Source organism: Agrobacterium pusense, from assembly GCF_900102105.1.
In the GTDB taxonomy this organism is placed as follows: domain Bacteria; phylum Pseudomonadota; class Alphaproteobacteria; order Rhizobiales; family Rhizobiaceae; genus Agrobacterium; species Agrobacterium pusense.
This window is the reverse complement of record NZ_FNBB01000006.1, coordinates 109,024-124,233: the sequence shown is the minus strand read 5'-3', so window position 1 is coordinate 124,233 and position 15,210 is coordinate 109,024. Positions and strand designations below refer to the sequence as shown.

The following is a 15,210-nucleotide window of genomic DNA, read 5'->3' as shown; positions in this document are numbered from 1 at the left end:
TCCATGCACGATCTTCTTCTGCGCAACGTACGGCCCATGGCGGGCGAAGCCTGCGATATTTTGATCAGGAACGGCAAGATTTCAGGTTTCGGAACATTTGACGCCGAACCCGGCATGCCGGTTGAGGATGGCAAGGGAGCAATTGCCGTTCCCGGCCTTATCGATGCCCATACGCATCTGGACAAGACGACGTGGGGCATGCCCTGGCACGTCAACAACCGTGCTGCCATCCTGCGCGAGCGGATCGATTTCGAGCGGGAAAACCGCGTTCAGATCGGCATCGATCCGCATCGCCAGTCCATGCGCCATGCGATCGGCCTTGCGGCCAATGGCGGCACCCATATTCGCAGCCATGTCGATATCGACCCCACCCATGGCCTGAAACTGGTAGAGGGCATATGGGAAACCCGTGAGAAGCTTGATGGCATCATCGACATCGAGGTCGTCGCCTTCCCGCAATCCGGCGTCATGGTCATGCCCGGCACGCTGGAGCTTCTCGATGAGGCGTTGAAGCAAGGCTGCGAGGTGCTTGGCGGCATCGATCCCTGCGGAATTGACCGCGATCCGAAGGGCCAGCTGGACATTCTTTTTCAACTGGCGACAAAACACGGCGTGCCGATCGATATTCATCTGCACGAAGCCGCCGACCTCGGCGCCTTCACGATGGAGCTCATCTTCGAGCGCATCCGGGCAAACGGCATGCAGGGCAACGTTGCCATCAGCCACGCCTTTGCCCTTGGCATGAACGACTATCTGCGCGTTGGCAGGCTGATCGACGAGATTGCGCGGCTTGATGTCGCCATCCTGACCACGGGTGCGCCATCGGCAAGCGTGCCGTCGATCATGCGCCTCAAGGAGGCGGGTGTGCGCGTTGGCGGCGGCTGTGATGGCATCCGCGACACATGGGGTCCGTGGGGACAGCCGGACATGCTGGATCGCGCCAAGATCATTGGCATGAAAAACGGTCTGCGTTCGGATATCGAGCTTGCGCATGTGCTCCATGTCGTTTCCAAGGGTGGCGCCGATGTCATGGGTCTTGAGGATTACGGCATGGAGATCGGCTGTGCTGCCGACTTCACGCTGCTGACCGGCGAAACGCTGGCGCATGCTGTTGTTGATATCGCGCCGCGGCCGCTGGTCGTCAAAGGCGGCCGGGTTACGGCGAGAGATGGCAAAGCCATTGTGGAGGCGCCGTGATGAGCGACGTTCTCAATGCGTTGCAACTTGGCGAAAGGCCGCAAGGGCGGACGTTGCTCACAGCCAGCTGGGTTGTCGGGCACAAGGACGGATCGCACCGCCTTCTGAAAAACGGCGAGGTTGTCTTCGAAAACGGCGAAATCGTCTTTGTCGGGCATGGATTTCCCGGAGAGGTCGCCCGGCGTATCGATTTTGGCAATGCGCTCGTCAGCCCCGGCCTGATCGATCTCGATGCGCTTTCCGATCTCGATACGACGATCCTCGGCATTGATCATCATCCGGGCTGGGCGAAGGGTCGTGTCTGGCCGCGCTCCTATGTCGAGGCCGGTCCTTACGAGATGTATTCCCCGGAAGAGCTTGCCTTCCAGAAGCGTTTCGCCTTCGGGCAGTTGCTCCTCAATGGCATCACCACGGCAGCCCCCATCGCATCGCTGTTCTATCGCGAATGGGGGGAGAGCGTGGCGGAATTCGAGGCGGCCGCCGATGCCGCCGGAGAACTTGGTTTGCGCGTTTATCTCAGCCCCGCCTTCCGTTCAGGCGGCATGGTGCTGGAAGAACCGGGCCGCATGGTGCCTGTTTTTGATGAGGAGCGTGGTTTTCAGGGCCTCGCCGACGCAATCGCCTTCATCGAAAAGCAGAGTGGAAGGCACGGCGATCTGGTGCGCGGCATGCTCGCGCCGGACCGCGTGGAAACCTCCACCCTGGCGCTCATTGAGCGCACCGACGCAGCGGCCCGCGAACTCGGCTGCAAGTTCCGTCTCCATATGGCGCAGGGCGTCATGGAGGTCGATACGGTTCGCAAGCTCCACGGTTCGACCGCGCCAGTCTGGCTCGCCAAGGCCGGGCTGCTCAGCGAAAGGCTTATCGCCCCGCACGCCACTAATGCGACGGAAGAAGATCTGGCGCTTTATGCGGAAAACGGCGTCTCCATCGTCCACTGTCCGCTGGTTTCGAGCCGTGGCGGCAGCACGCTCTCATCCTTCTCCTCCTGCCGCAAACGCGGCATCAACATTGCGATGGGAACGGATACGGCCCCGGCGGACATGCTGATGAATTTGCTCGTAGGGCTGATCACCTGCCGCATCAATGACGGTGCTCCGGACCAGATCCGCTGTGCCGATCTCTTCGATGCGGCCACACTTGGCGGCGCGCGGGCTCTTGGACGATCTGACCTTGGCCATCTTTCCCCGGGCGCAAGGGCAGACATTGCTGTCTTCGATCTCGACGATACCGTCATGGCGCCGAGCATCGATCCGATCACCACGCTGGTGACCGGTGGTTCGGGCAAGGTCACGCGGGCCGTTTTTGTCGACGGCCGTCTTTCCATGCGTGAAAGGCAGGTCGCCCGTATCGACATGCGGCGTGCCCGTGAACAGGCGCAGGCGCAGTTCGATCGCCTGATTGCAAAATATCCCGAACGGAGCTGGGCAAATCCGCCCGTCTACGAAATCTTCCCTCCGAGCTATCCGGTGGAGGTCGCCCAGCATGGTTGACATGAACCAATCGGTTATTGATGTCCGCAATCTCAAGGTCGAGTTTCCGGGGCGTCGAGGCACCGTTACCGCGCTTTCCGATATCAGCCTTTCGATTCGGCCCGGTGAAATTCTTGGTGTTGTCGGTGAATCCGGCGCCGGCAAATCCATGACGGGTCTTGCCATACAGGGCCTGCTCGAGAAACCCGGCCACATTGCCGATGGTGAAATCTGGCTCGGGTCGCGCCGTATCGATCAACTGGATGACCGGGCGATGGAAAGCATTCGCGGTCGTGAGATCGGTGCGATCTTTCAGGACCCGCTGACCTCGCTCAATCCGCTCTTCACGGTCGGTGCGCAGCTTGTCGAGACGATCCGCCAGCACCTGCCGCTGTCGAAAGCGGATGCACGCGCACGGGCCGTTCAACTGTTGAAGGATGTCGGCATTCCATCACCTGCGGATCGTGTCGATCATTATCCGCACCAGTTTTCTGGCGGCATGCGCCAGCGTGTCGTCATCGCGCTGGCGCTCGCCGCCTCTCCGAAACTCATCATTGCCGATGAGCCGACGACGGCGCTCGATGTCTCGATCCAGGCGCAGATCATTTCCCTGCTGCGGCGGCTGTGCAAGGAAAAGCAGACGGCGGTCATGCTTGTCACCCACGATATGGGCGTCATTGCCGAGGCTGCCGACCGTGTGGCGGTGCTTTATGCCGGCCGGCTGATCGAGGTGGGCCCGGTCGAGCAGGTGCTGCACGAACCGCGCCACCCCTATACGCAGGGCCTGATGGCCTCCATCCCGTCACTTGGCGCACGGGTGGAGCGGCTGAACCAGATCGACGGCGCGATGCCGCGTCTCGATGCGATCCCGCCCGGATGCGCGTTTAATCCACGCTGTGGATTCGCCGGGCCGCGCTGTCGGCGGGAAAGGCCTGAACTCGAAACCGTCGGCAACGGCGCCAGTGCGTGCTGGCTGAATGCAGGAGGCACAGCATGACACAATCCGCATCTCAAAAGGCCCCACAGAACAAGCCGGCCTTGACGGTGAAGGGCCTGACGAAAACCTTCGACGTTTCGGCCCCGCTGCTCAATCGCATCATCGAGCGCAAACCACGGCAGTTCGTGCAGGCCGTCAACGATATCGACTTTTCCGTTCCGGCCGGCGGCTGTCTCAGTATCGTCGGTGAAAGCGGTTGTGGCAAATCGACTGTTGCCCGCCTGGTAACGGGACTTTTTCGGCCAAGTGCCGGCGAGTTTCGTTTCGCGGCAGGCGGCAAGGGTAAACCGCTGTCGGCACAGATGATCTTTCAGGATCCCTATGCCTCGCTCAATCCGCGCTGGCGGGTGAAGAACATCATCGCCGAACCGATCCGCGAACTGAAGCTACGCGCGACCAAGGCTGAAACGATGGAGCGGGTGGAGGAGCTTCTCAAAACCGTGGGCCTTTCAGCCTCCGATGGCGAAAAGTTTCCGCATGAATTTTCCGGCGGTCAACGCCAGCGCATCTCCATTGCCCGTGCATTGGCAAGCGAACCGGAATTCCTCGTCTGCGATGAGCCGACATCGGCGCTCGACGTTTCGGTGCAGGCGCAGGTGCTGAACCTCATGCGCCGCCTGCAGGATGAACTCGGCCTCACCTATCTCTTCATCAGCCACGACATGAGCGTTGTTCGTCACATGTCAGACCGTATCGCGGTGATGTATCTCGGCCGGATTGTGGAGGAGGGGGATACGGAAGAGCTTTTCGCCAATCCGCGCCATCCCTATACACGGCTGCTTCTCCAGACGATCCCTAATATCAAGGCGCCGCAGCGGGACCGGGAGATTGTTGCCGGTGAAGTGCCAAGCCCTCTGAAGCCGCCTTCGGGTTGCGCGTTTCACCCGCGTTGTCCGCTCGCAACGGCGCAATGTTCGGCAGAAGTGCCTAAGGTGAAGAGCCTTGCCAACGGCACGCGGGTTGCCTGTCATCTGGTCGAAGATGACACGCAATGGGCGGGCGAGCGACATCGCGCCTGAGCGGAAAAATCAGCCGAGCGCGGCGCGCAGGTCGTGGGAAAGGTCGCGGATTTCGCTGAGATCGAGCTCCGCTTCCACATGCTCGAGGTGGTGGGTCATCAGGTGGATGGCCCGCGACGGATCATTGTTGGCGATCGCATCGACGATTTCCGCATGTTCGTCCGGGCCGCAGTTGAAGCGATCCGTGTTACGGTAAACGGCTGTTATCAGCGACGAGCGGGAAATGAGGTCGCGCATGGTGGTAAAGAGAAAATCAGAACCGAGCGTTTCCGCAAGCAGAAGGTGGAACCCGCCGGAAAGCTTGATGATGTCGGTCGTGACGTTTTTGGCATTGGCCACGCGCTCTTTGGCCACGTGGTCGCGTAGCTTTTTGAGATCGGTCTTGGTGGCGGATTTGCAAAGTCTTTCGACAACGCATTGCTCGACGGTACGGCGCACGAAGAAGACGTCGCGGGCTTCCTCGACCGACGGTTTGGAGACGAAAGCACCGCGATTGGGAACGATGGTCACCAGTCCGTCACGTTCGAGAACGGACAAGGCTTGGCGGATTCTGGCACGGCTGACGCCAAAGATTGTCGCCAGTTGCTCTTCTTTCAGCTGCACACCCGGACGCAGCCGGCGTTCGGCGATCGAAAGCCATACTTTCTCGACAATCTGCTGCGTGGACGGGCCGGCCTGCTCGCTCATTCGACATACTCCCCAATCGTCCTAGAGAAGCGTGATGTGAATGAAAAAGTCAACCGTATCAACGGGATTTTGGTTGCAACATTGTCAACAATATGAGAGATAATTGTAGACTAAATTAGGATGCCGATCATGGAATTCGATTTCAGCGCGCTTGAGCCCCAGAGCCGCTACCGCCTTCTGACGAATTTTATCGGTCCGCGGCCGATCGCACTCGTGACGACCCGCTCGGAAGCTGGCCATAACAATGCAGCGCCGATGAGCTTCTTCAACGTCTTTTCGCATGATCCGCCCATCGTGGTCCTCGGCATTCAGCCGAAGGTGAGCGGCGAGGAAAAGGATACGATGGTGAATATCCGCCGCACTGGCGAGTTCGTGGTCAATATGGTCGATATGTCGCTTTCGGAGCAGATGCTGATCTGCGGTCTCGGCTTCGACAATGAAGTTGACGAGATGTCGATGGCCAAGCTTACGGCCATGCCCTGCAGCAAGATCGACGTGAGTTATGCGGCGCAATCGCCCTGCGCCTTCGAGTGCCAGGTGGACCGACTGATCGATTACCCCCGCCGCACGCTGGTGCTGGGCGAAGTGGTTCATATGCATGTCCATAACGAATGCCTCGATGAGGAGGGACGTTATGTCGATGCCGATCGCTACCAGCCGATCGCCCGGCTTCACGCCGACAACTACATTACCTCGGACCGCCAGTTTGTTTTGAAGGCGCCACCAATCACCGATTTCACCGCGCCTGACGGCAAGTGACAGCTCATCAGGATGCGTGCGATGCATATTCGTTTGATCAATCCCAATTCCACCGCCTCCATGACCGCGCAGGCTCTCGATAGCGCGCTAAGGGTCAAGCAGAAGGAGACCCACGTCTCCGCGGCAAATCCTGACGATACCCCCGTCAGCATCGAAGGGCAGGCGGATGAGGCCATGGCCGTTCCCGGGCTGCTCGCGGAAATCCGCAAGGGCGAGGCGCTGGGCGTGGATGCCTATGTGATCGCCTGTTTCGATGATCCCGGACTTCACGCCGCACGCGAAGTGGCGCGTGGACCCGTCATCGGCATCTGCCAGGCCGCCGTGCAGGTGGCGATGACGATCAGCCGCCGCTTCTCGATCATCACGACGCTGCCGCGTTCCATCGCGATCATCGAAGATCTGGTGGAGGATTACGGCGCGCAACGGCATTGCCGGAAGGTCCGGGCAATCAACCTGCCGGTTCTTGGTCTTGAGGAGGATCCAGAGGTTGCGGAAGCGCTGCTTCGGCGCGAAATCGAGGCCGCCAAGCGGGAGGATGCGGCAGAAGCGATCATTCTCGGCTGCGCGGGCATGTCCTCGCTCTGCGACCGGCTGCGCGACGCCACAGGTGTTCCGGTCATCGATGGTGTGACGGCAGCGATCAAGCTTGCCGAAGCTCTCGTTGGCGCCGGTTACAATACCTCGAAGGTCAATGCTTACGACTATCCGCGGGTGAAGGGGCCGGCCCTCGTCGCCTGCGCCTAGTCTGCAGGAAAATGCCCGCGGCCATTTGCGGGCGCTTGCGCCACGTTCTAGTGTTCTCCCGCGCACACCGGTCAAGCGGGCGCGCCGCGGGGGGAGCGTATGATCGACAAGCTGGAATTTTTCATTGCATTGGCGCGGGCTGAACATTTCGGCCGGGCGGCGGAGGAATGTGGTGTCTCCCAGCCCAGCCTGTCGGCGGCAATCCGGCAGTTGGAGGATCAGTTGGGCGTCGTTCTCGTGGTGCGTTCAGCGCGGTATCAGGGGCTGACGCCGGAAGGCCAGCGTGTGCTGGAATGGGCGCGTCGTATCGTTGGCGATACACGCACCATGCGTGAGGAAATGCGCGCGGCCCGTAGGGGCCTGGCCGGACATATACGTCTGGCCGTCATTCCGACCGCGCTTGCCATGGTGCCGCGATTGACCGAATCCTTCCAGGCGCGCCATCCCGATGTGACTTTTTCCGTCACGTCCCGCACCTCGCTGCAGGTTTTGAGCCAGATTGAAAACCTCGAGATCGACGCGGGAATCAGTTACCTCGACAATGAGCCGCTCGGACGCGTGACCACCGTGCCGCTCTATTCCGAGCGTTATCACCTCATCGCGGCTGCCGGAACGCCACTTGCCGATCAGGAAAGCGTTACCTGGCAACAGGTTTCCAGTCTTAGGCTTTGTCTATTAACTCCGGACATGCAGAACAGGCGCATCATCAACCGGCACATGGCCGAGGCTGGCGTGGAGGCCAAGCCAACTCTCGAATCCAACTCGATGATCGTGCTTTTTTCTCATATCCGCACCGGACAATGGGCTTCAATAATGCCGCGTAACCTCGCGGAATCGTTTGGTTTTCCTAAGCAGATCAGGATAATCCCGATTACTGATCCGGACCCCGAACACCTCGTGGGCCTGATTGCCACCCACCGGGAACCACACACTCCCCTTGTCTCCGCGCTGCTTCACGAGGCTCGCCAAAGGGCCGCCGAAAAGGCATTTGATAGGAATTTCCTATCAAATGACGGAAACTGATTATTGACCTGATCCCGCCGATCTCGACATTCTTGCAAGCACTGCAGGGCGGCGAAAGGATTGACTATATCCCGCTCGTTATCCCTGCCCCTGTCGGTTTGGGAGGACTGGCTTATGAATATTCGAGCGGTTGCCGTAGATGAGGCGGCGCGTGTTTCCGCCATCATTGATGAATTTCTCCATCTGGAGGGGCCTTTGCTGCCCATCCTGCATGCAATGCAGGAAGAATTCGGCTATATCCCGGAAAGCGCCAAGCAGATCATCGCATCCGCGCTGAACATATCGCGCGCCGAGGTTCATGGCGTCGTCACCTTCTACCCCGATTTCCGTGATCATCCGCATGGTCGCCATGTCTTAAAGCTCTGTCGCGCCGAGGCTTGCCAGTCGATGGGTGGCGAGCCTCTTGCGGAAACCATCAAGTCCCGCCTCGGCCTCGACTGGCACGAAACCGCGCCTGACGGTTCCGTCACGCTTGAGCCGGTCTTCTGTCTCGGGCTCTGCGCTCAGGCACCGGCGCTGATGCTGGATGGCGAAGTCCATGCCCGTCTTGATGAGGACTGTCTTGGCGACATTCTGACGGAGGCGCGCCGATGAGTGTCACCGTTTTTGTTCCCGCCGATTCCGCCGCTCTTGCCGTTGGCGCAAACCGTGTTGCCGATGCCATCGCCCGCGAGGCCGCTGGCCGTAACCTTGAGGTCGAGATTGTCCGCAACGGCTCGCGTGGCATGCTCTGGCTGGAAGTGCTGGTCGAAGTGCGCACCGAGCATGGCCGTATCGCCTACGGCCCCGTCAAGGCAAGCGACGTCGCCTCGCTTTTTGACGCGGATTTTCTGACTGGTGGCGACCATCGCCTCTGTCTCGGGCTGACAAAGGACATTCCGTTCCTGAAGAGCCAGACGCGTCTGACATTTGCCCGATGTGGCGTCACCGATCCATTGTCGCTGGAGGATTACCGCACCTATCAGGGCATGAAGGGTCTTGAAAAAGCTGTGGCGATGGCCCCGCTGGATATCGTTGCGGAGGTGACCCGGAGCGGCCTGCGCGGACGCGGCGGCGCTGGTTTCCCCACCGGCATCAAATGGAAGACCGTTGCCGATGCGGTGGCGGACCAGAAATACATCGTCTGTAATGCGGATGAGGGCGACAGCGGTACTTTCGCCGACCGGATGATCATGGAAGGCGACCCCTTCGTGCTGATCGAAGGCATGGCGATTGCCGGCCTCGCCGTCGGCGCGTCCAAGGGCTTCATCTATACCCGCTCGGAATATCCCTACGCCATCAGGGTCATGGAAAAGGCGATCGAGATCGCAAGGCGTGAGGGTATTCTTGGGTCCTCCGTCCTCGGGTCAGGCCGTGCGTTCGATATGGAAGTGCGCATGGGCGCCGGCGCCTATGTCTGCGGCGAGGAGACCTCACTCCTGAACAGCCTTGAAGGCAAACGCGGCACGGTGCGCGCCAAGCCGCCGCTACCCGCCCTGCAGGGCCTGTTCGGTAAGCCGACGGTCGTCAACAATGTGATTTCGCTCGCTTCCATTCCGGTCATCATGGATCGTGGCGCGGCGTTTTATCGCGATTTCGGTGTCGGCCGTTCGCACGGCACCATCCCGATCCAGCTTGCTGGCAACCTCAAGCATGGCGGGCTTTACGAAACCGCCTTCGGTTTGACGCTCGGGCAACTGGTGAACGATATCGGTGGCGGTACGATCACCGGCCGTCCCGTCAAGGCGGTGCAGGTGGGAGGTCCGCTCGGCGCATATTTCCCGGTGTCGCTGTTCGACACGGTCTTTGACTACGAAGCGTTTACGGCGGCTGGTGGCCTGATAGGCCATGCGGGCATCGTGGTGTTCGATGATACGGCAGACATGCTGCATCAGGCCCGGTTTGCGCTGGAGTTCTGCGCCGTCGAAAGTTGCGGCAAGTGCACACCCTGTCGCATCGGCTCGACACGCGGTGTCGAGACGGTGGACAAGATCGCGCTCGGAATCGAGCGGGAGAAAAACACGGCGTTGCTGGAAGACCTCTGCGAAACCATGAAATTCGGCTCGCTCTGTGCGCTCGGCGGTTTCACGCCCTATCCCGTCATGAGCGCGCTCCGGCATTTCCCTGCTGATTTTGCCCCCACCCCACGTGTTGAAGCGGCGGAGTAAGACCATGGCCCTTGTAACTGAATTCGACTACGGCACCCCCAAGTCCAACGCTACGGACATGGTAACGCTTACGATCGACGGTCGCCAGGTGACTGTTCCCGCTGGAACCTCGATCATGCGCGCCTCGCGCGAAGCGGGCATCGATGTGCCGAAGCTCTGTGCCACCGACATGGTGGATGCCTTTGGCTCGTGTCGGCTCTGTCTGATTGAGGTGGAGGGCCGCAATGGCACCCCTGCCTCCTGCACCACGCCTGTTGCCGCCGGTCTCGTCGTGCATACGCAGACAGAGCGGCTGAAGCAGATCCGCAAGGGCGTGATGGAGCTTTACATCTCCGATCACCCGCTCGACTGCTTGACCTGCGCCGCCAATGGCGATTGCGAGTTGCAGGATATGGCGGGCGCGGTGGGCCTTCGCGATGTGCGTTATGGTTACGAGGGCGACAATCACGTCAAGGCCCGCACCGGGGAGGGCGATCTTAATGCCCGCTGGATGCCGAAGGACGAAAGCAATCCCTATTTCACCTATGATCCGTCCAAATGCATCGTCTGTTCCCGTTGCGTGCGCGCCTGCGAGGAAGTGCAGGGCACCTTCGCGCTCACGATCGAAGGCCGCGGTTTTGAAAGCAGGGTATCGCCCGGCGCGCACGAGGCATTCCTCGATTCCGACTGCGTGTCCTGCGGCGCCTGCGTGCAGGCCTGTCCGACCGCGACGCTCACCGAAAAATCGGTGATCGAGATTGGCCAGCCGGAACATTCGATGGTGACCACCTGCGCCTATTGCGGCGTCGGTTGCTCCTTCAAGGCGGAAATGCGTGGTGAAGAGCTGGTGCGCATGGTGCCGTGGAAGGATGGACAGGCAAACCGTGGCCATTCCTGCGTCAAGGGCCGCTTCGCTTACGGATATGCGACCCACAGAGATCGTATCCTCAACCCGATGATTCGCGAAAAGATCAGCGATCCGTGGCGGGAAGTCACCTGGGAGGAAGCCTTCTCCCACGTTGCGTCCGAGTTCCGGCGTATCCAGGGCACCTATGGGAAAGAGTCCATTGGCGGCATCACCTCGTCCCGCTGCACGAATGAGGAAACATTCCTCGTCCAGAAACTCATTCGCGCCGGTTTCGGCAACAATAACGTTGATACCTGCGCCCGCGTCTGCCATTCGCCCACGGGTTATGGTCTTGGCCAGGCCTTCGGCACATCTGCCGGCACGCAGAATTTCGACAGCGTGGAGCATTCCGATGTCGTGCTTGTCATCGGCGCCAATCCGACCGACGGCCATCCCGTTTTCGGTTCGCGGCTGAAGAAGCGGCTACGTCAGGGCGCAAAGCTGATCGTCATCGATCCGCGCCGTATCGATCTTGTCCGCACGCCACATGTGGAGGCCGCTTTCCACCTGCCGCTGCTGCCGGGAACCAACGTTGCGGTGCTGACGGCGCTTGCCCATGTGATCGTCACGGAAGGTTTGTTCAATGAGGCCTTCATTCGCGAGCGTTGCGACTGGTCGGAGTTCGAGGATTGGGCCGCCTTCGTTGCCGAGCCGCGCCACAGCCCGGAAGAGACGGAGCGTTTCACCGGTGTTCCCGCGGAAGACTTGCGCGGCGCGGCCCGGCTTTATGCCAAGGGCGGCAATGGCGCGATCTATTATGGTCTGGGTGTCACAGAACACAGCCAGGGTTCAACGACCGTCATGGCGATTGCCAATCTTGCCATGGCGACCGGCAACATCGGCCGTCCCGGGGTGGGCGTCAATCCGCTGCGCGGTCAGAACAATGTGCAGGGATCCTGCGATATGGGGTCTTTCCCGCACGAACTGCCTGGCTATCGCCATATCTCCGATGATGCGACACGCGATGTGTTCGAGAAACTCTGGGGCGTGAAGCTTAACAACGAACCGGGGCTTCGCATTCCCAACATGCTCGACGCTGCCGTTGATGGCAGTTTCAAGGGCATCTATATTCAGGGCGAGGACATTCTCCAGTCGGACCCCGATACCAAGCACGTTTCCGCCGGCCTTGCCGCCATGGAATGTGTCGTGGTGCACGATCTCTTCCTGAACGAGACGGCGAATTACGCGCATGTGTTCCTGCCGGGTTCCACCTTCCTCGAAAAGGACGGCACCTTTACCAATGCCGAGCGCCGCATCAACCGCGTGCGCAAGGTCATGTCGCCGAAGAACGGTTATGCCGACTGGGAGGTAACCCAGAAGCTGGCGCAGGCCATGGGTCTTTCGTGGAACTACACCCATCCTTCAGAGATCATGGATGAAATCGCGGCGACAACGCCGAGCTTTGCCAGCGTTTCCTACGCCTATCTCGAAGAGAAGGGCTCGGTGCAGTGGCCCTGTAATGAGAAGTTCCCAGAGGGTTCGCCGATCATGCATGTCGACGGCTTCGTGCGCGGCAAGGGCAAGTTCATCCGCACGGAATATGTGGCGACGGATGAGCGCACCGGTCCGCGTTTCCCGCTGCTGCTCACCACCGGCCGCATCCTGTCGCAATACAATGTCGGGGCGCAGACACGGCGCACCGAAAACGTCGTCTGGCACGAGGAGGATCGTCTGGAAATCCATCCCCATGACGCCGAACAGCGCGGCGTCAAGGATGGCGACTGGATCAAGCTTGCGAGCCGCTCGGGCGATACGACGCTGCGAGCGCTGATTACGGATCGTGTGGCGCCGGGCGTGGTCTATACGACCTTCCACCATCCCGGCACGCAGGCGAACGTCATCACGACAGACTTTTCCGACTGGGCGACCAACTGCCCGGAATACAAGGTGACGGCGGTTCAGGTCTCTCCCTCCAACGGGCCGACGGAATGGCAGGAAGAATATGATGCGCTTTCGCGTCAGTCCCGCCGCATCGCCGGCAAGCTGGAAGCTGCGGAATAATCGGGGCCGGGCTTGTCCCGGCCTTTTCATCATGGGACGTGAACTGGCGCGGGGAGTAGATCATGTTACTCAATCACACGGACGAAAAACTGGTGAGGATGGCGAACCAGATTGCGACGTTTTTTCTGTCGCAGCCGGAAGATATCCGTATCGATGGTGTTGCCACCCATATCAACAAGTTCTGGGAACCGCGCATGCGGCGGCGCTTCTTTGAGATGGTGGACGCCGGTCTCGGTGATTTTCTGCCACTCGTGATTGCCGCATCCAGAGAGATCAGAAGGCCAGACGCGCCAGCGGCCGATGCCGTAGGGCTCGGCGAAGACGCAAAGGGCGCACCGGGCGGCAAGGGACCGATTGCGGGAGAATCCCTTTCGGAACCGAGCGTGCCCGAAACAACGCGCGTCTGACGCGTGCGGAAATGAATGAAGCTTGCCGCCGCATGGGAGGACGTTCGGCGGCATCGCTATTCGCCTGGCGGGGCGAATGAAAAATGTCCAGACATTCACGAGGGAGGTAGTGTCAATGGCAGTAGCAGGCGCAACGGCGGGAGAGGCGGCGCAAGCCGGGTTTTTGGACCGCGAACGAATAATCGCAAGACCGGGTTTCAATCGCTGGCTGGTGCCGCCGGCAGCGCTTGCCATTCATTTGTGCATAGGCATGGCCTATGGCTTTAGCGTATTTTGGCTGCCGCTGTCGAAAGCGTTGCCAGCGACGGATCCGAGCTGCTCCAGCCTCACGCTGGTCGCCGCACTGTTTACCACCGAATGCAACTGGCGTGTGGCTGATCTTGGATGGATCTATACGCTTTTCTTCGTGCTTCTCGGCTGCTCGGCGGCTATCTGGGGCGGCTGGCTGGAACGGGTGGGACCGCGCAAGGCGGGCTTCGTTTCCGCTTGCTGCTGGTGCGGCGGCATTCTGGTGGCGGCCGTTGGCGTCATGACCCATCAACTCTGGCTGATGTGGCTGGGAGCGGGTGTCATCGGTGGCGTCGGGCTTGGCCTTGGCTACATCTCGCCGGTGTCCACCCTGATCAAATGGTTCCCGGATCGTCGAGGCATGGCCACGGGCATGGCCATCATGGGTTTCGGCGGTGGCGCGATGATCGGCGCGCCACTCGCTAACCTGCTGATGAATACCTTCAAGACTGAAACCTCTGTCGGCGTCTGGCAGACCTTCGTCGTAATGGCGTTGATATACTTAGTCTTCATGATGGCCGGCGCCTTCGGATATCGCATTCCGCCTGCAGGCTGGCGCCCGGAAGGATGGACGGCACCGGCGGCCAAAAGCGCGATGATCACCACGCGACACGTCCATCTGCGCGACGCGCATAAGACGAAACAGTTCTGGCTGATCTGGGCGGTGCTCTGCCTGAATGTTTCGGCCGGCATCGGTGTCATCGGCATGGCCTCTCCGATGCTGCAGGAAATTTTTGCGGGTTCTCTGATCGGCCTTCCCGGTGTCGGTTTTGCTGATCTCGATGCCGGCCAGAAGGCGCAGATTGCGGCGATTGCTGCCGGCTTCACCGGCCTTCTTTCGCTCTTTAACATTGGCGGCCGCTTTTTCTGGGCCTCCATGTCAGACAAGATCGGCCGCAAGAACACTTATTTCTGCTTCTTCATTCTCGGCATCATTCTTTACGCGCTGGCGCCGACGCTCGCGATGATGGGCAACAAGGCGCTTTTCGTTCTCGCCTTCGGTATCATCCTGTCCATGTATGGCGGCGGTTTCGCCACCATCCCGGCCTATCTTGCGGACATCTTCGGCACGCAGTTCGTCGGCGCAATCCACGGCCGTCTCCTGACGGCATGGGCGACTGCCGGCATCGCCGGTCCCGTGGTCGTCAATTACATCCGCGAGGCGCAGATCGCGGCGGGCGTGGCACCCGGACCCGCACTCTACACAAGCACCATGTATATTCTGGCAGGCATGCTGGCGATCGGCCTCGTGGCCAACGCCTTCGTGCGGCCGCTCTCGGACAAGTGGTTCATGTCGGATTCGGAGGTGGCGGCGCTTCAGGCGAAGACCGCGGCCGCGAATGCCGGGCCGACAGGCTCCTTCGGGATCGGTCGCGGTGGACTGGACGCCAAGGCCGCTCTTGCCTGGGCTGCGGTTGGTATTCCGCTTCTCTGGGGCGTGTGGGTCACGGTAAAAAGCAGTCTGGCGCTATTCGGCTAGGCGTTCCGCCAAAAACTCATGTGCCGGCTCTTGGCCGGCACATGATCGAGCAAGGCGAGGCGGCGCGGTTCGGATCACGTCAGATGAACCGCGCCCCGTTATT

The 15,210-nt window shown here is 60.5% G+C and carries 13 protein-coding genes; 12 read left to right on the top strand and 1 reads right to left on the bottom strand.

The genetic code is table 11. The features are described from left to right. Positions 1-3 precede the first annotated feature (3 nt). Genes BLU28_RS15535 through BLU28_RS15520 form a run of 4 tightly spaced genes read left to right on the top strand, consistent with a single transcriptional unit; the run spans position 4 to position 4,685 of the window. Complete coding sequence (locus BLU28_RS15535; RefSeq protein WP_006700312.1) at positions 4-1,197, top strand: amidohydrolase family protein; 1,194 nt, start codon at positions 4-6, stop codon at positions 1,195-1,197. Beyond that, entirely contained in the window at positions 1,197-2,690 is a 1,494-nt protein-coding gene (locus BLU28_RS15530) for an amidohydrolase family protein (RefSeq protein ID WP_077987572.1), read from the top strand. The genes BLU28_RS15535 and BLU28_RS15530 overlap by 1 nt, the downstream gene beginning before the upstream one ends. Continuing rightward, a complete protein-coding gene (locus BLU28_RS15525; protein WP_004444579.1) occupies positions 2,683-3,666 on the top strand; it encodes an ABC transporter ATP-binding protein in 984 nt (327 codons plus the stop codon). Before BLU28_RS15530 ends, BLU28_RS15525 begins: the two co-directional genes overlap by 8 nt. Further along, complete coding sequence (locus tag BLU28_RS15520; protein ID WP_077987573.1) at positions 3,663-4,685, top strand: ABC transporter ATP-binding protein; 1,023 nt, start codon at positions 3,663-3,665, stop codon at positions 4,683-4,685. The genes BLU28_RS15525 and BLU28_RS15520 overlap by 4 nt, the downstream gene beginning before the upstream one ends. Positions 4,686-4,694: 9 nt before the next feature. Here BLU28_RS15520 and BLU28_RS15515 read toward each other — a convergent pair whose 3' ends face one another. Continuing rightward, on the bottom strand, positions 4,695-5,372 hold the full coding sequence (locus BLU28_RS15515) for a GntR family transcriptional regulator (protein ID WP_006700316.1): 678 nt from the start codon (positions 5,370-5,372) through the stop codon (positions 4,695-4,697). Positions 5,373-5,501: 129 nt separating this feature from the next. Between BLU28_RS15515 and BLU28_RS15510 the strand changes: the two genes are divergently transcribed. From BLU28_RS15510 to BLU28_RS15475, 8 genes are all read left to right on the top strand, one after another. Continuing rightward, positions 5,502-6,131 (top strand): flavin reductase family protein, encoded by a 630-nt coding sequence (locus BLU28_RS15510; RefSeq protein WP_077987599.1) that lies wholly within the window; start codon positions 5,502-5,504, stop codon positions 6,129-6,131. A 21-nt stretch (positions 6,132-6,152) separates the two neighbouring features. After that, positions 6,153-6,875 carry an aspartate/glutamate racemase family protein gene (locus BLU28_RS15505; RefSeq protein ID WP_072493768.1) on the top strand — a complete coding sequence of 241 codons (723 nt, stop codon included), beginning with the start codon at positions 6,153-6,155 and terminating at the stop codon, positions 6,873-6,875. Positions 6,876-6,974: 99 nt separating this feature from the next. After that, positions 6,975-7,898: a LysR family transcriptional regulator gene (locus BLU28_RS15500; protein ID WP_006700319.1), complete on the top strand. Its 924-nt coding sequence runs from the start codon at positions 6,975-6,977 to the stop codon at positions 7,896-7,898. Positions 7,899-8,012: 114 nt separating this feature from the next. Continuing rightward, on the top strand, positions 8,013-8,492 hold the full coding sequence (locus BLU28_RS15495; protein WP_077987574.1) for a formate dehydrogenase subunit gamma: 480 nt from the start codon (positions 8,013-8,015) through the stop codon (positions 8,490-8,492). Continuing rightward, positions 8,489-10,045 carry a formate dehydrogenase beta subunit gene (locus BLU28_RS15490; RefSeq protein WP_077987575.1) on the top strand — a complete coding sequence of 519 codons (1,557 nt, stop codon included), beginning with the start codon at positions 8,489-8,491 and terminating at the stop codon, positions 10,043-10,045. The genes BLU28_RS15495 and BLU28_RS15490 overlap by 4 nt, the downstream gene beginning before the upstream one ends. A gap of 4 nt (positions 10,046-10,049) precedes the next feature. Beyond that, entirely contained in the window at positions 10,050-12,932 is a 2,883-nt protein-coding gene (gene fdhF, locus BLU28_RS15485; protein WP_077987576.1) for a formate dehydrogenase subunit alpha, read from the top strand. Between the two features lie 62 nt (positions 12,933-12,994). Then, a complete protein-coding gene (locus tag BLU28_RS15480; RefSeq protein ID WP_077987577.1) occupies positions 12,995-13,339 on the top strand; it encodes a formate dehydrogenase subunit delta in 345 nt (114 codons plus the stop codon). A 115-nt stretch (positions 13,340-13,454) separates the two neighbouring features. Next, positions 13,455-15,107: an OFA family MFS transporter gene (locus BLU28_RS15475; RefSeq protein ID WP_077987578.1), complete on the top strand. Its 1,653-nt coding sequence runs from the start codon at positions 13,455-13,457 to the stop codon at positions 15,105-15,107. Positions 15,108-15,210 lie beyond the last annotated feature (103 nt).